Source organism: Bradyrhizobium diversitatis (assembly GCF_016031635.1).
GTDB classification, from domain to species: domain Bacteria; phylum Pseudomonadota; class Alphaproteobacteria; order Rhizobiales; family Xanthobacteraceae; genus Bradyrhizobium; species Bradyrhizobium diversitatis.
The window spans coordinates 111,271-133,180 of record NZ_JACEGD010000012.1 but is presented as its reverse complement, the minus strand read 5'-3'; the positions used below and the strand labels follow the sequence as shown (position 1 = coordinate 133,180).

Genomic DNA, 21,910 nt, shown 5'->3' with positions numbered 1-21,910 from the left:
TAGTCTCATTTTGGAAATTATCAAGTTTCCTAATTCAGGGGAGCCGGCCATGACCGTCCACACCACCCCATCCGCTACCGCCCAGGCTGCTGTGACAGCAACCGCCCTGGAGGGCGTCCTGCCCGCCGCGCCGGCCCACGTGAGCCACGAAAAACCCAACCTTCGCAAGCTGTTGCTGATGGCGGCCGCGGCCGTCGCGCTGGCCGGCGCCAGCTGGTACGGCTACGATTACTGGACCGTCGGCCAGTACCTCGTCTCCACCGAAGACGCCTATGTGAAGGCCGACAGCACCACCATCGCGCCGAAGGTCAGCGGCTATCTCAACCACGTTCTGGTCGCCGATAACGAGCATGTGAAAGCCGGCCAGGTGCTGGCCCGGATCGACGACCGCGACTTCAAAGTCGCGCTCGACCAGGCTCGCGCCGACGTCCAGGCGGCGAACGCGGCGGTCGTCAGCAAGGCGGCACAGCTCGAGGTTCAGCAAGCCGTGATCACTGCCGCCAGGGCGACCATCGATGTCGATACGGCCGCAAAGACCTTCGCGCAGCAGGAGAACAAGCGCTACACGGATCTCGCCAGGACCGGCTATGGCAGCGTGCAGAACGCGCAGCAGGCCCAGGCGCGCGACGCCGGCGCGGACGCCGCGATCGCGCGCGACAACGCCAACCTCATCTCCGCGCAGAAGCAGGTCGATCTCCTCAAGGCCGAGATCGCGCAAGCCAAGGCCGCCGCCGCGCGCGCAGCCGCGATCCAGCAGCAGGCGGAGCTCAATCTCGGCTACACCAGGATCGTCTCGCCGATTGACGGCGTCGTCGGCAATCGGTCCTTGCGCGTCGGCCAGTTCGTGCAGGCGGGCACGCAGCTGATGTCGATCGTGCCGACTGATGCCGCCTATGTCGTCGCCAATTTCAAGGAAACGCAGCTCACCCATGTGCAGGCGGGACAGGCCGTCGATATCGAGGTCGACATGTTCCCGGGCCAAGTCCTGCATGGTCACGTCGATTCCATCTCGCCGGCCAGCGGCCAGGAGTTCGCGCTGCTGCCGCCCGACAACGCCACGGGCAATTTCACCAAGGTGGTGCAGCGCATCCCGGTCAAGATTGTGCTCGACGACAAGAATGGGCCTGCGATCGCGCTGCGGCCCGGCATGTCCGTGATCCCCACCATTGCAACACGTTCGACCGCGGCGGCCGCGAATGCGGCCGTGACGCCCAAAGCCAAGCTCGTCTCCGGAGGGTCGTGCCATGTCAAACAGCCTCTCAATCTCGACGCAAGCAACACCGGCCGCGACGCCTGATCGCTCCGCGAGCGACCCCAACCGCGCCAGCCTCGCAACCTGGATCGCCGTGCTCGCCGCCATGATCGGCTCGTTCATGGCGATCCTGAACATCCAGATCACCAATGCCTCGCTGGCTAATATCGAGGGCGGCATCGGCACCGGCGCCGACAACGGTTCCTGGATCTCGACGTCGTATCTCATCGGCGAAATCATCGTGATCCCGCTGACCGATTATTTGAGTCGCGTGTTCACGTTCCGCCGCTACATGCTGGCGAGCGCAACGCTGTTCGCGGCGTTCTCGGTCGCCTGCGCCTTCACCCATGATCTGCCGTCGATGATCGCGATGCGCGGCCTGCAAGGCTTTGCCGGCGGCGTGCTGATCCCGATGGCCTTCACGCTGGTCCTGACCAAGCTGCCGAAACCGCAGCAGCCGGTCGGGCTCGCCATCTTCGCGCTGTCAGTCACCTTTGCACCGGCAATCGGCCCGACCATCGGTGGCTATCTCACCGAGACCTATGGCTGGCGCACCATCTTCTTCGTCAACGTGATCCCGACCGCCGTGATGGTCGCTGCACTCTATTTGACGCTGGAGCGGCGGAAGATGCAGCTTGGTCTCCTGAAGGAAGGCGACTGGGCCGGCATCGTCACCATGGCGATCGGCTTGTCGGCGCTGCAAGCCGTGCTCGAGGAAGGCAACAAGGACGACTGGTTCTCCTCCCCTTTCATCGTCAAGCTGGCGATCGTCGCAGCCGTCAGCCTGACGCTGTTCGTCGCGATCGAGCTCAGAATCGAAAAGCCGCTGATCCGGCTGCGCCTGCTGACGCAGCGCAATTTCGGCTTCGGCACCGTCGCGATGACCATGGTCGGCTTTGCGCTGTTCGGTTCGGTCTACATCCTGCCCGCCTATCTCGGCCAGGCGCAGGGCTACAACTCCGAGCAGATCGGCAACGTGCTGGCCTGGACCGGCCTGCCGCAACTCGTTCTGATCCCGCTGATTCCCAGGCTGATGCAGCGCTTCGACACGCGCTACATCGCCATCATCGGCCTTCTGATTTTCGCCTATAGCTGCTTCATGAACACGGCGATGTCGCCGGACTATGCCGGTGACCAGCTCTGGATTCCGAACATCGTGCGCGCCGTCGGCCAGGCCATGGTGCTGACGCCGCTGACCTCGGTGCTGTCAGGCGGCATCGCGCCGCAGGATGCCGCCGCGGCCTCCGGCATCAGCAACATGTTCCGCAATCTCGGCGGCGCGATCGGAACGGCGACGCTCGCGACGATCATCACGAAGCGCGAGCAGTTCCATTCCAACATCATCGGACATTCGGTCACGCTCGGCCGCGAGGAGGTCCGCAGCCGCATCGCCCAGATGACGGACTATTTCATGGCCCACGGTGTCCCCGATCCAAACGCCGCACGCGAGCAAGCCATCATCGCGCTCGGCAAAACCGTAAAGCGCCAGGCCCTGGTGATGGGCTATTCCGACACCTTTGCAGTGATCGGCGCCATGCTGGTCCTGGCCGCGATCGCAGTGCTGCTGACGCGGCGCGTGAAGGCAGCCGGTGGGCCCGCGCATTAGCAGGAGGTCGTCCTGCCCGGGGCTTGTTCCGGGCATCCACGTTAGCCATGCCGCGTGACAGGAGCTAGCTGGCCGCAGCGAGCCCGGCCATGACGCTGCGGCGACCATCCGTGCCTCACGGCGCACAGGCAAAGCTCGACGCCTCCGTCACCACACCCGCCTTGTAGTGCGGCCAGGCCGGCCAGCGGCACAGCGGCAGCGCGCGCAGCGTCGCGAACGACGGTGCTTCGACCTTCTGCTCGCTGACTTCGAGATCGCCGGGCGCTTTGCCCTTCTCGACCCAGTCGACCAGCACGCTCAGCATGTCGACATTGGCCGGCGCGCCGGAGCCGACATGGTCGACACCGGGCGCGGTGTAGAGCCGCGCAAATTCCGCCGTCTCGGCCTTGCCCATCTTGCGTTCGACGCTTTCGAAATAGCGGATGCCGGCATAGGGGCTCTGCGCATAGTCGGCCATGTGCTCGAGCATGATCACACGGCCGCCGCGCATCCGGAAACGGCTGAGGTCGGGATCGGTCGAATCCATCAGCTTCGAGACCTCGAGCAGCCGCGCCTTGTGGTCCTCCACGTTGTAGGTGGTGACATCGAGCTTCGGATCGCGCGCGAAGACATATTGAATGCCGCCGGCTCCGTAGATCCAGGCGATGCCGTTGTTGGGCGCAGGCGGCTGCGCCGGCGGCGCGGTGCCGAGCCACCACGCGACCCAGCCGCCGGTCGGCCCGATTGCCGGCGTGTCCTCGCCCGAGACGCCCCAGCCCGGATAGTCGTCGAGACCATTGGCGAGCGCGAACGGAAATTTGTAGGTTGCATGCAGCGTGTTGATCGCCTTGATCTGGGGACCGGTGAGACACTGATCACCGCTCTGGCCCGCCGCGCAGCGCAGCGTCTCGACCTTGAATGCCGCCTTGCAGGCGACCGGATCCTGCACCAGCGCATCGTCGGAGCCATCGGCCTTGTCGCAGGCCGCCCGCACGGCATCGCCGACGAGCTTCACCTGCGCCGGATTGATCCAGCCCTCTCCCATGGTCACCAGCCCCGAGCGCGTTCCGGCATGCTGCAGGCCGACCCAGTTGATCACCGGCACGCGCGCGAAGATCCCATCGAAATCATCGGGGTAGCGCTGCGTCATGGTCAGGCCTTCGCGGCCGCCTTCGGACGAGCCCATGAAGTACATCTTGTCCGGCTTCTTGCCATAGGCGCGCTGCATCAGGGCCACGGCCGCGTCGCGCACCTTCTTGTAGGCGCGATGGGCGAAGTTCTCGAAGGCCTCGTCGTTCAACGCAAACAACTGCGGCGGCTCGCCCGGCCTGGATTCGTGGCCGGAGTCCGTGCCGTAGGTGACGAAGCCACGCGCGAGCGGCGACGGCTTGTCGAAGGGATAGGCCGGCGGCAGCGCAAGGCCGGTTATCAGCACGCCGTTGAAACCGCCGCCGCCATATTGCAGCGAGCGGCCGTTCCATTCGACGGGAAGGTTGACCTGGAATCTGATCGGCGGCGCCTTGGGATCGGTGGGGTCGATATGGCCGAGCACCTTGCAGAAGGCAGGATTGGCGGGCGTGATGCGCCCTGACGGCGTCGGGCCGCGCTCGGCAACAGCGAGAGTCGATGGCGGCTGAAACGTCGCGGCATCGATCTTCACGGCATCGGTGCCGCCGACCAGCCCCTTGCAGACCGTCTCGGCATCCTCCGCCAGCGTCACCGCCAACGCACCACTCGCGCTCATTGCGGCCGCAGTGCCTACGAGCCATGCACACGGCTTCGCTCTGTTTCGCTTCATCGTTTCCACCCGGCTTGTTCTGTTGCATTCGGAAGTTGGCCGCATTCAATGCAACCTTCGCCCATCCGTCAATCGCTGACGCCGGCTTTCCGTCAGAACGAGCCCAGCGCAGTGCCCAGGGCGATCACCGCCACCAGCGCCAGGAGCGAGGTCACGATGCCCACCATGATGATGTCGAAATAGCTGTCACGATGTGTCAGGCCGCAGATCGCGAGCAGGCTGACCACCGCACCGTTGTGCGGCAGGATGTCCAGCGTGCCCGCGCCGATCACCGCCACGCGATGCATCAGCGCAAGGTCGATGCCGGTCCGCGCGGCAAGCTCGACGTAGGTCGGGCCGAGGGCGTCGAGGGCGATAGTCAGGCCGCCCGATGCCGACCCTGTCAGTGCGGCCAGGATATTGGTCGCGACGGCGAGCGAGACCAGCGGTCCTCCTTCGATCGCCAGCACCCAGTCGCGCACGATCGTGAACGCCGGCAGCGAGGCCACGACGGCGCCGAAGCCGACGAGGCTGGCGACGCTGAAAGCAGGCAGGACCGACGCATTGGCCCCGGCGTCCATGGTCCGGCGCAGCGCCGGCAGGCGCGCCCAGTTCAGCGCGATGGTCGTGACGATGGCGGCAGCCAGCGCCACCGCGACCGACCACACGCCTGCAACGGCTGCAAGCGTCGTGTCACCAAAGCGTTGCTCGGCGAGATAGCTGACATCGAGCCGCGGCAACACCACCAGCGACATCACCAGATTGACGGTCACGACGACGACGAGCGGCGCCATGGCGTTCAGCACGGGCGATGGCCGCTCGCTGCGATGACCGTGCTGTAGCTCCGCCGGATCGAACTCGCGGGCAGTCGTCGCGCGCTCGCGCACGAGCTCGTCGGCAGCGGCCTGCTCGATCGCGCCCTCGGCATCGTCGCCATAGCCTTCTCCAGCGCGGCGCGCCGCAGCTTCAGCGCGATGCAGCCACCACAATCCGGTGCCGAGCATGATGAGCGAGGCGACGATGCCGAGGCCCGGCGCGGCAAACGGCGTCGTGCCAAAGAACGGCATCGGGATCGCATTCTGGATCGACGGCGTGCCGGGCAGGGCCGACATGGTGAAGGTCGACGTTCCCAGCACGATCGCGGCCGGGATCAGACGACGCGGAATCGAAGCGGCACGAAATAGCGAGCGTGCCATGGGAACGATGACGAAGAACGCAACGAACAGGCTGACACCGCCATAGGTGACCAGCGCGCCGGCGAGCACGACCGCCAGGATCACGCGCCGGTCGCCGAGACGCTCCGCCATGAAGCCGGCGACCGACGTCACCGCACCGCTGTCATCCATCAACTTGCCGAAGACGGCGCCAAGCAGAAAGATCGGAAAGAACTGCGCCAGAAATCCCGCCGCGTTCACCATGAACACCTGGGTCAGGTTCGCGAGCAGCGGCTCACCGCCGAACAACGCGGCAATCAGTGCGGCGAACGGCGCGAGCAGCAGGACGCTCCAGCCGCGGAAGGCGAACAGGACGAGCAGGCCGAGCCCGACGAGGAGGCCGAGGAGACCCATGCCTCAGCACTCCGACAGCAGGACATCGAGATCGGCGGTCGAACGATGGCCGATCTCCGCGCCGTGCTCGGCGAGGAAGTTGTCCGCAGCCATGCGCCCCTCGGCGCGCAGCATCGAGACGAACTCCCACTCCGCGTTGAGCTTCGAGGAGGCCCCGAACTTCGTCAGCATGTCGCTCTTGACCCGGTGTGTGCGCATCTTCGCCCAGCGTGCGCCCTCGCCGCTGCCGGGGTCCGCCGCCTGGCGCAGCAGTGCGATCATGCGCAGCTCCTTCATCAGCGGCGAGTTGAATGAGATTTCGTTGACCCGGTTGAGAATCTCCGCAGCCGTCCGCAGCTCCTCCAGCCGCTCGGTCGGATTGATCTGGACGAGAATGGTGTCGTGCGCGTCGCTCTCCCGAACCAGCGGCGTGATCGTCGGGTTGCCGGCAAAGCCGCCGTCCCAATAGGGCTCGCCGTCGATCTCGATCGCGCGGAACATGGTCGGCAGGCAGGCCGATGCCAGCAGCACATCCGCCGTGATCTCCGCGTTGCGGAAGATACGGCCGCGCCCGGTGCGTACCCTGGTCGCGGTGATGAACAGCTGGATCGGCGAGCGCGCGAGGCGTTCGAAATCGATACTCTCGGCCAGCACCGCGCGCAGCGGATTGTAACCGGTCGGATTGAGGTCGTAGGGCGACAGCACACGCGACATCAAATCGGTGAGGACGTAGAAGGGCGACGTATCGAGGGTCCAGCGCCCCATCAAGCGGTCGAGCGGAGAGCGTTGTAGCGGGCTGAAGGTCGCGGCCTTCGAGACACGGCGCCAGTATCGGTCGAGCGCCTCGCGCGCGCCCTCGGCGCCGCCGGCCGTCCAGCCGTCCGCCAGAACCGCCGCGTTCATCGCGCCTGCGGAGGTTCCGGAGATTGCGGCGATCTCCAGCCATTTCTCTTCCAGAAGACGGTCGAGCACACCCCAGGAGAAGGCGCCGTGCGAACCGCCGCCCTGAAGCGCGAGATCAATCAGTACGGCGTCCCGTTCCATGGCGGACACTCACGCAACTGAAGCTCAAATTCGACGCGATTTCTGACCGGGCCGAATTCGACGGCAGTGTGGGAGTAGTTGCTACAAGTTGCAACCGGAACGTGGGGTGGTCCAGAGCTATTTGACGCGTTTTCTTTGTATCCGCTTCGCTCGAAAACGCTTTAATGCTCGAACACCAGCCGCGCGCCGATGGTGCCGTCGAGGGCGCGGATCTGCCGGAGCAGCTCGCCGGAGTCCTGGCCACCGAGATCGGCGTCGAGCACGACATAGCCGAGGTCGCCGGCGGTCTCCAGATATTGCGCGGCGATGTTGATGTCGCGCTGGAGGAAGACCTCGTTCAGCCGCCGCAGCATGCCCGGCACGTTGCGATGGACATGACTGAAGCGCGCCCCGGAGGGGCGCAGATGCAGTTGCACTTCGGGGAAATTCACCGCGCCCATGGTCGAGCCGGTGATGAAATAGTCGACCAGCTTGCGCGCGACCTCGCCGCCGATCCTCTCCTGCGCCTCTTCGGTCGAGCCGCCGACATGCGGGGTGAGGATGACGTTCTCCAGGCCCTGGACCGGACTCTTGAAGCGATCCGCGTTCGACGAAGGCTCGACCGGAAACACGTCGATGGCTGCGCCGGCGAGGTGACCGTCGCGCAAGGCGCCGGCAAGCGCGTCGAGATCGACCACGGTGCCGCGGCTGTTGTTGATCAGGAACGAGCCAGGCTTCATCGTCCGCAGCTCCTTCTCGCCGATCATGCCCGCGGTCTCCGGCGTCTCCGGCACGTGCAGGCTGACGACGTCACTCTGCGCCAGCAGCTCTTCGAGCTTCTCGACCGGCTCAGTGTTGCCGTGACGGAGCTTGTCGGTGCGGTCGAAGTAGATCACGCGCATGCCCATGGCTTCGGCCAGCGTCGAGAGCTGCGAGCCGATATTGCCGTAGCCGACGATGCCCAGCGTGCGGCCGCGTACCTCGCGGCTGCCGGTCGCCGACTTGTCCCAACCGCCCTGATGGGCCGACACCGAGCGCGGAAAGATCCGCCGCAGCAACATCACGATCTCGCCAATCACGAGCTCGGCGACGCTGCGCGTATTGGAGAACGGGGCATTGAACACGGGAATGCCACGCTTGCGCGCAGCCAGGAGATCGACCTGGTTGGTGCCGACGCTGAAGCAGCCGACGGCGAGAAGCTGGTCCGATGCCGCGAGCACCTCATCGGTGATCTGGGTCCGCGAGCGGATACCGAGCAGCGATACGCCCTTGATCGCCCGCCGCAAATCCTCGCCGTCCAGCGCCTTGGTCAGCCGCTCGACATTGGTGAAACCCGCGCTCCTGAACAGGTCCACGGCACTGTCATTGACGCCTTCCAGCAGCAGCGCCTTGGCGCTTCGCTCAGGGCTTTGGCCTGGGGCTGACATGAAATCTCCGTAAGTCACAGCTTTGCCGCAGCTCATAGACCGTGGAGGATGTGCAGCACAATAGGGGTCGGATACGGGGAGAAGATGGCAGGAGCCCGTGCGCTTGGCATCCCACCAGCTCCGCCGTTCCCGCGCTCACAGCAGCCGTCCCGTCATCCCTGCGCAGCGGCGAAGCCGCTGTCGCTGGAGGTGCGAGTGGCGCGATGCTTGGCATCGCGCCGGGAGCCTCGAAGGATGAACGGTCCCGATGCAGCCGGGCGTCGCCCTTCGAGGGCCGCTGAAGGAGCGGCCACCTCAGGGTGACGGTGATAGATCAATGCGAGCGGCAAGGATCACGGCTCGCTCGCCGTCAAATCACGTAAAACCCATGCGTGCCGTCGCGGCGGAGTTGCTCGACGAGGCCGTATTCCCAGTCGAGATAGGCCTGCATCGCAGCTTCGGCCACATCAGTGCCTTCATAGGGCCGGCGGTAGCGGTGTGCCGGATCCGGCTTCGGCAGGACATGCGGCGGCCCGACGTCGAGCGCACCGTCATAGCCGCCCTCGAGCACATAGACTTCCCAGCCCATCTGCGCCAGCCAGGACGCCGTCATGTCGGCGCGGATGTTCTTGTCGTCGGTCAGGAGAATGCGCGCGCCGCGCACGGGCGCGGCCATGTCGGTTTCCTGGACGAGCTGGCCGCCAGGATAATGGCGGAAACCGGGGAGATGGCCGGCCGCATAGTCCTCGGCGTCGCGCACGTCGAAACGATAGAGCGTGCGATTGGTCTGCGCAGCAAGCGCCGACATCTCGTTCGCACCGATACGGCGAACACCTGCGCGGTAGGCAACATCGCGGGCATTGGCCGGTCCGCCCTCGAATGGCCCGATCGCGCCGCGCCTGTCAGCGCCGTGATCAAGCGTATGCCGCGCCAGCGTCCAGCCGATCGTGCCATTGCGCAGTGCGCGCACCCTGTTGGGCGCGCCGGCATTGATCAGCGACTGGGTGCCGATGATCGAGCGGGTGCGGCCGGCGCAGTTGACGATGATCGTCGTCTCGGGATCGGGTGCGGCCTGCCCTGCCCGCAACACCAGCTCCGCGCCGGGCACGCTGACCGAGCCCGGGATGTTCATGGTCGCATATTCGTCGAAACGGCGGACGTCGAGGATGGCGATGTTGGCCTTGTCGGCGATGAGCCTTGCCACCTCGTCGGCGCTCAGCGAGGGCGTATGGCGACGCGACTCGACCAGTTCGCCGAACGCCTTCGAGTAGGAATTGACGTCCTCGAACACCTCGAAGCCCGCATCGCGCCACGCCTTCAGCCCGCCGTCGAGTGCGCCGACATTGGTGTAGCCGAGTGCGGCCAGACGCTCGGCACCGGACGCGACCAGCCCCTCGCCGTCATCATAGAGCACGATCGGCACATCCTTGCGCGGCAGCCGGACCTCGGCCTCGACGGCGATCCGGTCCACCGCCATATTGGCGGCGAAGAGCGGATGGCCGGTCGCGAAGGCCGCCTCGTATCTGAGATCGAGCAACGCGTTCTCTTCGCGCAACAGCAGCGCACGGCGGATGTCGGCGGGGGTGACGGTCGGAAGCTTCATGGCATGGACCTTGAGGACAGAGCCAGGAGCTTTTGAACCATTGCGGCGGTGTTGACCAGCGATATCGGAGAACAGGACAATGGCGCGGAGATCGGGCTAGTCGCACTCGAATGTCGCGACGACCTGCGAGAAGTCGCGTTGATCAAGAGCATCCCGACCGATCCAGAAATGAAGCACACCGCCAATGTTGGAGTGCCAATTGAAGAAAGCAAGATCACCCTGAATCTGAAGCAACAGCACGTCCTCCAGGTGCGCCTCGGTCGCATCTTGCGGGCCGCTGCCGTATCCCAGCATCTGATGAAGCGCAGTTCTGAAGTGGCGGTGCTTGCCATCGTCCACGGTTGGCGTCTTCCAGTGATTCTGCCGCGCCAGATTCGCGACGTAGCTGGACGGGGCGTGGTCGGAGATATCGACGTCCTGAGTCGCCATGCAACGGATCGTATGGTTGATGGCGTTGCCGAGGTCGTGCGCGATTGTACCCGCATATGTGGGCACCTGCCCGTCCAGCTTCTCGTAGGCATGCACAATCTTGAACCACCAGGATCTGAAGCTCGCCTTTGTATCCGGATCAACGTCGTCCATTGGGGTAAGCGCCCGACAGCGCTCGAGCCACCCGATTGCACCAGCGCGTAGCCGCTTCAATTCAACAGTTGCTTCGTCGGTGAGCGGCTTGCCATAATATCCACGCGTCAGATCGCGCTGGACGTGCGACAATACCGACCGGACCACATAGGTGATGAGGAGCCAGTTGAAGGGCCAATCCTCGTCCTTCTCGTATTCGGACGCAGCTCTGAATTGAAGCAGATCATTCTCGTGCGCCTCCCCCGGACCCAGCGCCCTACACAATTCTTTGACCATAAGCGCCCCTCCGACGGCGTCCTCCCGGAAGTAGAAGTCGCGGAACGGTCGGAAGGAGACCGGATACTTGAACTCGACCCTGGAATGAAGATCGAGGTTGGGGTCGAGCCATCTGACCTGGGAATCACCGTCGGTGCCTGCCAGCGGCATCAGGTCTGGCGGTGGCGCGCGGTTGGGATACACGCCACCGTCCGTCGGGCTATACAGTACGCGACAAGGTGGATGTCCTTCGCCAACAAACACAGAACTACAGAAGAGATAAAGGGTGCCTCGCGTCGGAAGCGGCGACCAGCCGGCCCCAGGCACTTCAGCCAGGTCAATTTGAGCTACGAATGTAAGCGCAACCGTTTCCGGCTTTTCATTGGCCATGACCTCTGCCGTCGGCCAATCAAATTTCGGGGGCAGCTTGGGGAGCCCGCCGAAAAAGCTCCGCGCCGGGTGCGCGAGCGGCACGGGCAGATCGCTGCGTCTGACCAGCACCGCAGGCAGCGCCGTCTCCTCGATTTCGTCTTGCTCGGATCGCGCCATCGATCACCCCGACTTTCGCATGGACTTCGTCAATCGAACCATTTGTGGAGAGTTCAGACAAGTCGCTCCGATCCGCTGTGTGCGGCAGGCGTTGTTTGCACCGGCTGCGGATGAGCTATCGGCGGCGCGTCGCGCGGCGGCTAGCGCATCACTGTCATTCGCCGGGAACGAGCCGCCCGAGCGGCGGCTGCGCCGGGCGCCGCAGCTTACGGCGTGACAGATAGAGCAGGATTCCGGTGACCGAGAACAAGGGCATCAAGACGGCGGCAATCATGAAGGCGAGCTTGCCGGGCCATCCCAGGATCGCGCCGCGATGGATGTCGTAGATGGCCGCGATGATCTTCTCGCCGAAGGTCTTGTCGGCATAGCGCTCGGCGGAGACCATCTGCCCGGTGACGGCATCGATGCGGAATTCGTCGCGCGTGGTCTCGAGCAACGACGCCTTTCCCCACGACCGGATGCGGATCGTCGTGCCCTGCGCCGGCAGCGTCAGCAACGCCTTGGAGAAGCGGTCGCCCTCCTCGCGCTGGAACGTCGTCCAGGCCTGATCGAATCCGATCGGCGGCGCCGGCTGGGAGCTGGCCGTACGCGTCGGCTTCGCGGACATCTTAGGCTGTATCTTCGCGGCGGCGGCGTGCGGACGCGCGAGCAGCCAGGTCACGCCGTCCTTGTACCATTCGAAGGAGAAATACAGCCCGGTGAGCGTTATCGCCAGATAGACCGGCAGGACCCAGGTGCCGATCACGGCATGCAACGACCGGTGCAGTCCGCGGCCGCTGAGCCCGAGATTCGGTTTCAGCCACATCTTCACGCTGCCGCCCCGGCGCGGCCAGCGCAGCACGAGGCCCGAGACCAGCATGACAATGAGGCCGAGTGCGATCGTGCCGGTGATCGGGCGTCCCCAGCCCTTGCCGTCGCCGGGAATGAGCAGCCACCGGTGCAGCCTGCGCACCGTTGCGAAGAACGCCTCGCCGCGCGGCGAACCCAGCACGCGCGCATCGTAAGGATCGACAAAGAGCGAGGCCGGCCTTCCGCCGTTTTCATCCCGCGCGAAGCGGACATGGGCCGCCGCCGCCGGATCGCTCGACAGCGTGACGGCCGAGACCTTGCCGACGTCCTGCTCCGCCTTCAGCCGCGCGACCAACACGTCCGGCATCAGCGCCGGGATTTGACGCGGTGGGACCTGCATGATCCCGGCGTTGAGCTGGTCGACGATCTCGTCCTCAAAACTCATGATCGCGCCGGTCAGCGCGATCAGGGACACCAGCAGCGCGAGGGCGAGGCCCGCGATGGAATGGACCTGGAACAGGACGGCCTTGACCGTATGCCCGATCCGCACCGTCATCGCTAGAACTTCACCGTTGCCGACAGCGAGAACCGCCGCGCATCGCCGATGGCGACGTTCAGGGCATTCCCGGTGCTGGATGTATAGTAGAGCTTGTCGAACAGATTCTTGACGTTGAACTGATACGTCACGGGCAGATTATCGATCTTCGTGTCGTACGTCGCAAAAATGTCCGCCACGGTATAGGCCGGCATGAAGAACGTGTTGGCAGAGTCGCCCGCCCGATCGCCGACATAATGCGCGCCGCCGCCCAGCCGCAGGCGTCCGGGGAGCCTGTCGCCGAAATCGTAGACGAGATAGAGCGAAGCCGTGTTCATTGGAACATTGAACAGCTTGGCATTGCCGACAACGGGATCATTGATCAGGCGTGCGTCGGTATAGCCGTAACTTCCGATCATGCTCCATTCGTCGGTCAGCCTGCCGGTCACGTCCAGTTCGACGCCGCGAGACCTGGCCGCACCGGACGTGCGCGCCGCCGACTTGCCGCCGCCGATGTCGTCCAGCACCAGCACGTTCTTCTTCTCGATGTCGTAGACCGCCAGAGTGCCCGACAGCCGCTTGTTGACGTCGAATTTCAGACCGGTCTCCCACTGCGTTCCCTCTTCAGGCGCAATGGTGGAATCGACGACGAAGCCGGCGGTGAACGGCGGGATGACCGATGTCGGCTTGAGCGACTGCGTATAGCTCACGTAGTAAGAGAGCTGGTCGTTGAGTTTGAAGATGACGCCGCCGAGCGGCAGCACCTTGTCGCCCGAAAGATTGGTGGCAGTGACGAAGAGGGGCCGGCCTTTTCCGGCGAGCTGCTCGTATTCCATCCAGCGCACACCGCCGACCACGGAGAGCCAGTTGGTCAGGTGGAACGTGTCCTGGGCGAAGAAGCTGCGGGTGCCGAGCTTGTCGGTCTGCTCGCTGTCGGTTGCCGAAATGGTCGTGCCCGGCGTGACCAGCCCGTAGACAGGGTTATAGAAATTGAAGCTCGGCGTCGCCTGGCGAATCAAATCGTGGCGATCGATCGTACGATACAGCGCCTCGCCGCCGAACAGGATCTCGTTGCGGAAACCGCCCACCCAGACGTCGCCTTGCAGATAGGAGGTGCCGTAGCTGGCGTTGCTCAGCGAATTGCGCGTACCGTCGTTGCTGCGGGTTTCAACGCCGGTCGTGGCGTTGACGCTGGTGATACGAAGCTGGTTCGCGCTGAAAGTCTCGGTGTTGTAGCTGTAGGCCGCCGTGACCTTCCAATTGTCGTCTAGCTTCTGCTCGACGGAAGCCTGCACCAGGTCGGACGTGCCCCACATGTTGTTGAAGGGCTCGTCGAGCCGGCGCGTCTTCGGGATCGCCAGTGGAGCGCCTTTGACGAAGGCCGTGCCGCGGTCGAACGGATAGATGAATTCGCGGTGCTCATAGGTGAGCTGCACCGTCGTTGTGTCGCCGTACCAGGCCAGCGACGGGTTCACCAGCAATTCCCTGTGGCGGCCGAAATTGCGCCAATAGTCCTCGCTGACGCCATAGCCGATGAAGCGATAGGCAAGACCGCCGTCGCCGATCGGACCGGTGACGTCGAGCGTGCCGTCGGCGCCGCTGCGGTTGTTCGCATAGGTCGAGCCGAGCAGCGTGACCGAACCGTGCTGATAGAGCTCCGGACGCTTGCTGATGGTATTGACGATGCCGCCGGGATCCATGATGCCGTAGAGCAGCGAGGCCGGCCCTTTCAGCACCTCGACGCTTTCGACCGCGGGATTGAGGCTGCGGCCCTGCACCAGCGGCATGCCGTTGCGCATGATCGAGCCGTCGCGATTGTCGCCGAAGCCGCGACGGATCACGGCGTCCTGGGTGCCGGCGAGCGTGTTGGTCTGGGTGATCCCGCTGATGTTGACCAGCGCATCGTCGATGTTGCGCGGCAGCTGGTCCTGCAGCACCTGCTCGGGCACGACGTTGACGGTCTGCGAAGTATCAAGCGGCGATGCGCCGCTGCGCAGCGTGGTCGAACTCGGCATCGCGCGATAGCCCAGCTTTGCGGCCTGTTGCGCGGCGGCATCCGCGGCCGCGCGCTCCGAGAGCGTCGGCGCTGCGGGGGCGGTATTGCGATTGGGCTGGCGGCGAGCTGTCGTTTGCGTGCGGCGCGACGGCTGCCCGGATGCGCGGGCCGGCTTCGACCGCGGTGTTGAGGCCTCCACCGTCACCGGCGGCAGCGCCGATTGCGCCTGGGCGGTCGTCATGTTGGAGGGGCATTCGGCGAGCAGCACAGCTGCTGTGATGAGAAGACCGGCGCGGCTCTTGCCGGCTCGATGACGATGGCCGCTGGCGCATTGGCCATCCAGATAAGCACGCACGTTCGATTCACTTCCAAGTCAGACGCAGCATTGAAGCTGGCGCGTCTAACAGGCCCGGCGCGCGAGCGGAACCATAAGCGGACTTGAATCGCTCTAGTATTGAATGGTTCTAAGAAAGGATCGGCGCTGAACGGCAATCTCTAATGGCCGTCTCGCCGAGCGCGGCACGCAGCACGCGAATTCGCGGCGGCGCGTGGCGATCTTGCGCGGGCTCACGCGATGGCAGGCGCCATCAACGCGTCGAGCTTCCGCTTGAGCGCGGTGCCGTCGGACAACGCGCGGAGCGGGGGGCGCACGCGCAGCCAGCCTGTATCGCCGGTCTGAGCCGCAAGGATAGCCTTCAACGTCGCGACCAAGGACGGCGTCTTCACCACGGCATCCGCCGCTGCCTGCATGCGCGCCTCGACAGCCTTGCCGTCAATCATGCCCTTGACCAGCTCCGGCAGGAGGTTGGCCATGCCGCAAATGGTGCCGGCGCCGCCCGCGGCCATCGCGCGGGCGATGTCGGGCTCGTTGCCGACGGTGATGGCGAGCTCGGGCGCGGCCGCGCGGAATGCCTGGAACTGCTTGAAGTCGCCGCTGGAGTCTTTCAAGCCGGCGACCTGCTTGCCATAGCGCTTGCGCAAGTTCGCGGCGACCGTCGTCGGGATCGCGACACCCGACACCTGCGGGATGTGATAGAGCGAGGCGCGCAGCCGATCGTCGGCAACACCATCGATGATCGCGGCAAAGGCATCCTCGATGCCTTCGGGCGTGACGCTGCGATCGAAATAGGGCGGCAGCAGCAGCACGTGGCGCAGGCCGAGGCCGAGCACGGCGCGCGTCAGCGCGATGCTGTCGGTGATGGCGGGGAAGCCGCCGCCGACCCCGATGCGTTCCGGCGCGATGCCGGCCTTGAGCATGGCTTCGATCGTCGCGACGCGTTCGCCGGCATTGAACGAGGTGCCTTCGCCGGTGGTGCCGAACAGGACGACGCCGTCGACGCCCTTGCCGAAGAGTTGCTTGGTGTGGGCGGCGAGCCGGGCGTGATCCACGCTGCCATCGGCCGCCAGCGGCGTCGCCGACGCCACCCAGAACCCGCGAATTGCCTCCGTCATCACACCGCCCTTTGCAACCGTCCCGAACTAAGCCGCTGATCTCCAACGATCTTCTGCGCTTACCGGGATCCTGTTTTTGCTTTACTTTCCGCCTTGTACCTTACATACAAGGTGGATGCAAATCTCGGCGCCATGGGCGCTGCGGAAATATTGAGGAGGTCTCGCATGGACATGGTGACCCCCGCCGGACGGCGCGACCAACTGCTCGGCGCGTTGCGCGACAGGCTCGGCGCGGCCGCGGTGCTGACTGGCAGCGAGGTGCCCGCTCGCAATTGCAACGACTGGAGCGCGAGCCTGCCGCAGACGCCGCTCGCAGTGATCCGGCCGCTCGATGCGAAAGGCGTGGCCGATGCGATTGCGACCTGCCGGCAGGCGCGGCTTCCCTTCGTGCCGCAGGGCGGACTGACCGGGCTGTGCCGCGGCGCCTCGCCCGAAGCCGGCTGGGTGGCGATCTCGCTGGAGCGCATGACCGGCATCGAGGAGATCGATCGCGCCTCGATGACGATGACGGTGAAGGCGGGCACGCCGCTGGAGACCATCCAGAAGGCGGCCGATGAAGCCGGCTTCTTCTTTCCGCTCGATCTCGGCTCGCGCGGCTCCTGTGCGATCGGCGGCAATCTCTCGACCAATGCCGGCGGCAACCGCGTGATCCGCTACGGCATGACGCGCGAGCTGGTGCTTGGCCTCGAGGTCGTGCTGCCCGACGGCACCATCATCACCAGCCTCAACAAGCTGATGAAGAACAATGCCGGCTACGATCTGAAGTATCTGTTCATCGGCTCGGAAGGCACGCTCGGCATCATCACCCGCGTGGTGCTCAGGCTGTTTCCGAAGCCGCGCTCGACCATGGCCGCGCTCTGCGCGCTGAAGGACTACGATGCTGTGGTCGCGCTGCTGGACGCGGCGCGCGGCGGGCTCGGTCCGCTGCTGTCGGCGTTCGAGGTGATGTGGCCGGATTATTGGGACGTGATCACGAATCGCGCCGGGGTAAAGCCACCGGTCGCGCCAGGTCACGGGCTCTATGTGCTGGTCGAGGCGCAGGGCACCGACGAGAGCCTGGACGCACCGCGTTTCCAGAACTGGCTCGAGGAACTGATGGAAGGTGGGCTGCTCGCCGACGCCGCCGTGGCGCAGTCGCTGGCGCAGACGCAGGCCTTCTGGCGCGTGCGCGACATCTGCGCCGAGTTCGGCCAGGTGCTGGGGCCGCACATCTCCTACGACATCGGCCTTGCGGTGGCGCGAATGGACGAGTTCGCCACGCGCTGCAAGGCCGCGCTCGCCTCCGGCATCAAGGGCTGCGAGAGCGTCTATTACGGCCATATCGGCGATGGCAATCTGCATCTCGTCTCCTGGGTCGCCGGCCTCTCGGTCGCGCAGCAGCCGAAGGAGGAGATGGACGCGATCATCTACGGTCTCGTCAGAGACATGGGCGGCAGCGTCTCCGCCGAGCACGGCATCGGCACGCTGAAGAAGCAGTGGCTGGGCCATGCCCGGAGCGAGGCCGAGATCGCGCTGATGCGGACGCTGAAGGCGGCGCTCGATCCCGATCACCTGCTCAATCCCGGCAAGGTGGTCTGAGCGCGCCATGCGATCGCTCAAGCTCGATGCGCCGAAATCGCTGTCGCAGCGGGTGATGCTGCGGCTGCGCCAGGCCATCATCGACGGCGAGTTCACGCTTGGAGCGGCCATCTCCGAGGAGATGGTGGCCAATTCCTTCGGCGTCAGCCGCACGCCGGTGCGCGAGGCGATGGGCCAGTTGCAGGCGCAAGGCCTCGTCGTGATCCGGCCGCAGGTCGGCAGCTTCGTGTTCACGCCGAGCGCCGAGGACATCGATGCGCTCTGCACCTTCCGCATCGCGCTGGAGCCCAGGGCGGCCGAGCTGGCCTTTCCTCACGATCGCGACGGTGCGCTTGCGGCCATGAGCGCGGCGATCGCAGCGATGGAGCCGGCCGTCGCGGCAAAGGACAACATCGCCTATGGCCGCGCCGACGCCGCCTTCCACGAGGCGCTGTTCACCCATTGCGGCAACCGCTACCTCGCCGAATCCTATCAGCTCGTCTCCGGCCGCGTCGCCGCGCTCCGCACCAATCTGACCTCGCCGATCGACGTGCGCACCCGCACGTCGTTCGACGAGCACCGCAAGCTGCTCGATCTGTTCGCGCGCGGCGATTTCGTCGCCTTCGGCGAATTGATGACGACGCACATCACGAATTCGGGAATGGTCTATGCCACGGCGCTGAAGCTGGATTGAGCGCGTCTACCGCTCCTCCTTCGATCCCGGCCTGTCCAGAAAATCCAGCGCGGTGTTGATCTGCTCGAGCTGGTGCTCGATTCTATCGCGGTCCTCGACCGATGGCGCCTTCTCGAGCTGTTCCACGAGCTTCTGCTTCCGCAACAGCAAGTTCTCTATGACCGTACCCACGATTCCCCCATCGCCAGAGGCGACGTCACGGACGCCGAAACGATGCGCGCACAACCGGGCCCGCGTCGAACCCGTAGCCAGAATGCCCGCGGGCGCGGTTGGTTCCTGCGGCCACATCCGATCGGCGCCGGAACCGCATCATCGGCACAGCGAGCGGTTGAATTCGCCCGCCCCCGGCCCTATGCGTAGGCGCCATGGACACCCAGATGATCACCGCCGAAAAGCCGCTGATGGCCCGGGCGCAACCGCGCAAGCCGGCGCCGTTCCTGCCCATGAGCCGCGCCGAGATGGATGCGCTCGGCTGGGACGCCTGCGACATCGTGCTGGTGACCGGGGACGCCTATGTCGACCATCCGAGCTTCGGCATGGCCATCATCGGCCGGCTGCTGGAGGCGCAGGGCTTTCGGGTCGGCATCATCGCCCAGCCGGACTGGCACTCGGCCGGGCCCTTCAAGGCACTCGGCAAGCCAAAGGTGTTCTTCGGCGTCACCGGCGGCAACATGGACTCCATGGTGAACCGCTACACCGCGGACCGCCGCATCCGCAGCGACGACGCCTATACGGCCGGCGGCGAAGGCGGCAAGCGGCCGGACCGCTGCACGATCGTCTACGCCCAGCGCTGCCGCGAAGCGTTCAAGGACGTGCCGATCGTGCTCGGCGGCATCGAGGCGTCGCTGCGCCGGATCGCGCATTACGACTACTGGTCCGACAAGGTGCGCCGTTCCGTGCTCGCCGACGCCAAGGCGGACTTGCTGCTCTACGGCAACGCCGAGCGCGCCGTCGTCGAGGTGGCCAACCGACTCGCCGCCGGCGAGGCGCCGCGCGAGCTCGACGACATCAGGGGCGTCGCACTGTTCCGCAAGGTCCCTGCCGATTACACGGAGCTGCACGCCGACGATCTCGATTCCGCCGACGAGGGCGCATCGCGTCAACGCGGACCAACCGTGATCCGCCTGCCGGCGCTGGAGCAGGTCGAGCAGGACAAGGAAGCCTATGCCCGCGCCTCGCGCGTGCTGCACCGGGAGAGCAATCCCGGCAACGCGCGGCCGCTGGTGCAGCGTCATGGCGACCGCGATCTCTGGCTCAACCCGCCGCCGATCCCGCTGACCAGCGAGGAGATGGACGCGGTCTACGACCTTCCTTACGCGCGCGCACCGCATCCGTCCTATGGCGATGCCAAGATCCCGGCCTGGGACATGATCAAGTTCTCGGTCACGATCATGCGCGGCTGCTTCGGCGGCTGCACTTTCTGCTCGATCACCGAGCATGAGGGCCGCATCATCCAGAACCGCTCGGAAGGCTCTATCCTGCGCGAGATCGAGAAGATCCGCGACAAGACGCCGGGCTTCACCGGCGTGATCTCCGACATCGGCGGCCCCACCGCCAACATGTACCGGATGGCGTGCAAGGACCCGAAGGTCGAGGCGGCATGCCGGCGGCCGTCCTGCGTCTTCCCCGAGATCTGCCCGAACCTCAACACCTCGCATGACGATTTGATCCGGCTCTATCGCAAGGTGCGCGAGACCAAGGGCATCAAGAAGGTGATGGTCGCCTCCGGCGTTCGCTACGACCTCGCGGTCGAGAGCCCCGAATACATCAAGGAGCTCGTCACCCATCACGTCGGCGGCTATCTCAAGATCGCGCCCGAGCATACCGAGCGCGGTCCGCTCGACAAGATGATGAAGCCGGGCATCGGCGCCTACGACAAGTTCAAGCGGATGTTCGACGCCGCCGCCGAGCAGGCCGGCAAGAAATATTACCTGATCCCCTATTTCATCGCGGCGCATCCGGGCACGACCGACGAGGACATGATGAACCTCGCGCTCTGGCTGAAGAAGAACCGCTACCGCGCCGACCAGGTGCAGACCTTCCTGCCCTCGCCGATGGCGACCGCGACCGCGATGTACCACACCGGAGTCAATCCGCTGCGCGGCGTGCGCCACGGCGGCAGCGACAAGGTCGAGGCGATCAAGGGCCTGCGCCAGCGCCGCCTGCACAAGGCGTTCCTGCGCTATCACGACCCCGACAATTGGCCGGTGCTGCGCGAGGCCCTGATCGAGATGGGCCGCCGCGACCTGATCGGCTCGCAGCCGCACCAGCTCGTCCCCGCGCACCAGCCGCCCGGCACCGGCAAGGCCGCCGGCACCAAGCGTCCGCTGCGGCCCGGCGGCAACACGCAGCGGTTCACGACGAAGGGTCTGCGGGTGATGAAGTAGCCCCCGGGAGCCGGGTTTGGCCCGGTTCGGCGGCGCTTTCGCACCTTCCAAAACAAAAGTTCGAAAACAACCCCATGCACAGTAGCCGGGGGCAGCAAGATCAACGGCTTGCGGGCGCGATGAGATCGGCGCGGTCGCCGAACGCAAATCCAGGCAGGATCTGGCCACGGAAACGGTCAATTTCCGTTTTTACGAAATTTACTTGATCGTCGGGCAAAACAGGCGTATGATGCCACCATCGCGGAACGTGGGTGATCGAGGGCTAACCGCACCTGGTCGTCGCCACGCCCTGCCCGATCGAGCGCGATCTCGTCGAACGACCGTTACGCATTGCTGATTTTACGAATACACTGCGCCGTCGGGCAAATCAGGAGCAGAATGGCAGCATCGGAAGGACCGAGTCAGGACGCCCCTTCCGTTGCTCAGTGCCAGCGTCGTCGAGATCACGACCGCGTCACGCGCGCAATCCGCTCCGCGGATCGACGCATTGCAGGGGATGGCGCTCCTGATCGCATGATCACCTTGCAGTCCAGCAAAAGCCTGCGATAACCGCTGCTGGCTTTGCCCTAGCTGCACGGCGCTTAAGGTGCTCGCCGCTGGTGACCCATCTACGAAGTTGTGTGGGGTCTGGCGGAGGTCCGCTCATCGCGGCAGAGCGGATCAGATTTGCTAAACCTTAGTTCTTCGGATTTTGGCCCTTGACTGTCGCCAGCCCGAAGCGCCGCAACGTCCGCTTTCCGTAGATGACCTGAACAGAGCATGTGAGCGGGACAAGGCGGCCTTTGACCTATGACCGACCCCATGAGCGTCTTCCGCCAGGAGCCCGCACGCGCCCCAAAGGGGACACATCGGGTTGCGAGGCAAAAAGCTCTCGTTCACCACATTTAAACCTTAAGATTCTACGAAGAGTACTCACCCCAC

15 protein-coding genes are annotated in these 21,910 nt (G+C 65.2%); 5 read left to right on the top strand and 10 right to left on the bottom strand.

What is annotated here, in order from left to right:
- Positions 1-49: 49 nt before the first annotated feature.
- Positions 50-1,297, top strand: a complete 1,248-nt coding sequence (locus H1B27_RS14685) for an HlyD family secretion protein (RefSeq protein ID WP_197966539.1) — start codon at positions 50-52, stop codon at positions 1,295-1,297.
- A complete protein-coding gene (locus H1B27_RS14680) occupies positions 1,245-2,858 on the top strand; it encodes a DHA2 family efflux MFS transporter permease subunit (protein WP_197966538.1) in 1,614 nt (537 codons plus the stop codon). Before H1B27_RS14685 ends, H1B27_RS14680 begins: the two co-directional genes overlap by 53 nt.
- Before the next feature lie 115 nt (positions 2,859-2,973).
- On the opposite strand, the gene H1B27_RS14675 is transcribed toward H1B27_RS14680, so the two are convergent.
- The 9 genes from H1B27_RS14675 to H1B27_RS14635 all read right to left on the bottom strand — a co-directional run bounded on the left by H1B27_RS14675 (position 2,974) and on the right by H1B27_RS14635 (position 16,351).
- Complete coding sequence (locus H1B27_RS14675; protein WP_197966537.1) at positions 2,974-4,635, bottom strand: tannase/feruloyl esterase family alpha/beta hydrolase; 1,662 nt, start codon at positions 4,633-4,635, stop codon at positions 2,974-2,976.
- A gap of 92 nt (positions 4,636-4,727) precedes the next feature.
- A complete protein-coding gene (locus tag H1B27_RS14670) occupies positions 4,728-6,182 on the bottom strand; it encodes a GntP family permease (RefSeq protein WP_061881202.1) in 1,455 nt (484 codons plus the stop codon).
- Between the two features lie 3 nt (positions 6,183-6,185).
- Complete coding sequence (locus H1B27_RS14665; RefSeq protein ID WP_197966536.1) at positions 6,186-7,205, bottom strand: patatin-like phospholipase family protein; 1,020 nt, start codon at positions 7,203-7,205, stop codon at positions 6,186-6,188.
- A 161-nt stretch (positions 7,206-7,366) separates the two neighbouring features.
- Positions 7,367-8,611 carry a phosphoglycerate dehydrogenase gene (gene serA, locus H1B27_RS14660; protein ID WP_197966535.1) on the bottom strand — a complete coding sequence of 415 codons (1,245 nt, stop codon included), beginning with the start codon at positions 8,609-8,611 and terminating at the stop codon, positions 7,367-7,369.
- Positions 8,612-8,960: 349 nt separating this feature from the next.
- Positions 8,961-10,193: a rhodanese-like domain-containing protein gene (locus H1B27_RS14655; protein WP_197966534.1), complete on the bottom strand. Its 1,233-nt coding sequence runs from the start codon at positions 10,191-10,193 to the stop codon at positions 8,961-8,963.
- Positions 10,194-10,289: 96 nt separating this feature from the next.
- The gene (locus H1B27_RS14650) at positions 10,290-11,579 is read right to left on the bottom strand and encodes a DUF1963 domain-containing protein (RefSeq protein ID WP_197966533.1); all 1,290 of its coding nucleotides are present in this window, start codon (positions 11,577-11,579) and stop codon (positions 10,290-10,292) included.
- A gap of 154 nt (positions 11,580-11,733) precedes the next feature.
- The gene (locus H1B27_RS14645) at positions 11,734-12,924 is read right to left on the bottom strand and encodes a PepSY-associated TM helix domain-containing protein (RefSeq protein ID WP_197966532.1); all 1,191 of its coding nucleotides are present in this window, start codon (positions 12,922-12,924) and stop codon (positions 11,734-11,736) included.
- Positions 12,925-12,926: 2 nt separating this feature from the next.
- The gene (locus H1B27_RS14640) at positions 12,927-15,254 is read right to left on the bottom strand and encodes a TonB-dependent siderophore receptor (RefSeq protein WP_197966531.1); all 2,328 of its coding nucleotides are present in this window, start codon (positions 15,252-15,254) and stop codon (positions 12,927-12,929) included.
- Positions 15,255-15,466: 212 nt separating this feature from the next.
- Entirely contained in the window at positions 15,467-16,351 is an 885-nt protein-coding gene (locus H1B27_RS14635; protein WP_197966530.1) for a dihydrodipicolinate synthase family protein, read from the bottom strand.
- 165 nt (positions 16,352-16,516) lie between these two features.
- Here H1B27_RS14635 and H1B27_RS14630 point away from each other — a divergent pair, with 165 nt between their 5' ends.
- Both H1B27_RS14630 and H1B27_RS14625 read left to right on the top strand, forming a co-directional pair.
- A complete protein-coding gene (locus tag H1B27_RS14630; protein ID WP_061881207.1) occupies positions 16,517-17,929 on the top strand; it encodes an FAD-binding oxidoreductase in 1,413 nt (470 codons plus the stop codon).
- Positions 17,930-17,936: 7 nt separating this feature from the next.
- Positions 17,937-18,602, top strand: coding sequence for a GntR family transcriptional regulator (locus H1B27_RS14625; protein ID WP_061881208.1), 666 nt, complete (start codon positions 17,937-17,939; stop codon positions 18,600-18,602).
- A 6-nt stretch (positions 18,603-18,608) separates the two neighbouring features.
- Here H1B27_RS14625 and H1B27_RS14620 read toward each other — a convergent pair whose 3' ends face one another.
- Positions 18,609-18,773 (bottom strand): hypothetical protein, encoded by a 165-nt coding sequence (locus H1B27_RS14620; RefSeq protein WP_197966529.1) that lies wholly within the window; start codon positions 18,771-18,773, stop codon positions 18,609-18,611.
- Positions 18,774-18,967: 194 nt separating this feature from the next.
- Here H1B27_RS14620 and H1B27_RS14615 point away from each other — a divergent pair, with 194 nt between their 5' ends.
- Positions 18,968-20,989, top strand: a complete 2,022-nt coding sequence (locus H1B27_RS14615; protein ID WP_197966528.1) for a YgiQ family radical SAM protein — start codon at positions 18,968-18,970, stop codon at positions 20,987-20,989.
- The last annotated feature ends 921 nt before the right edge of the window (positions 20,990-21,910 follow it).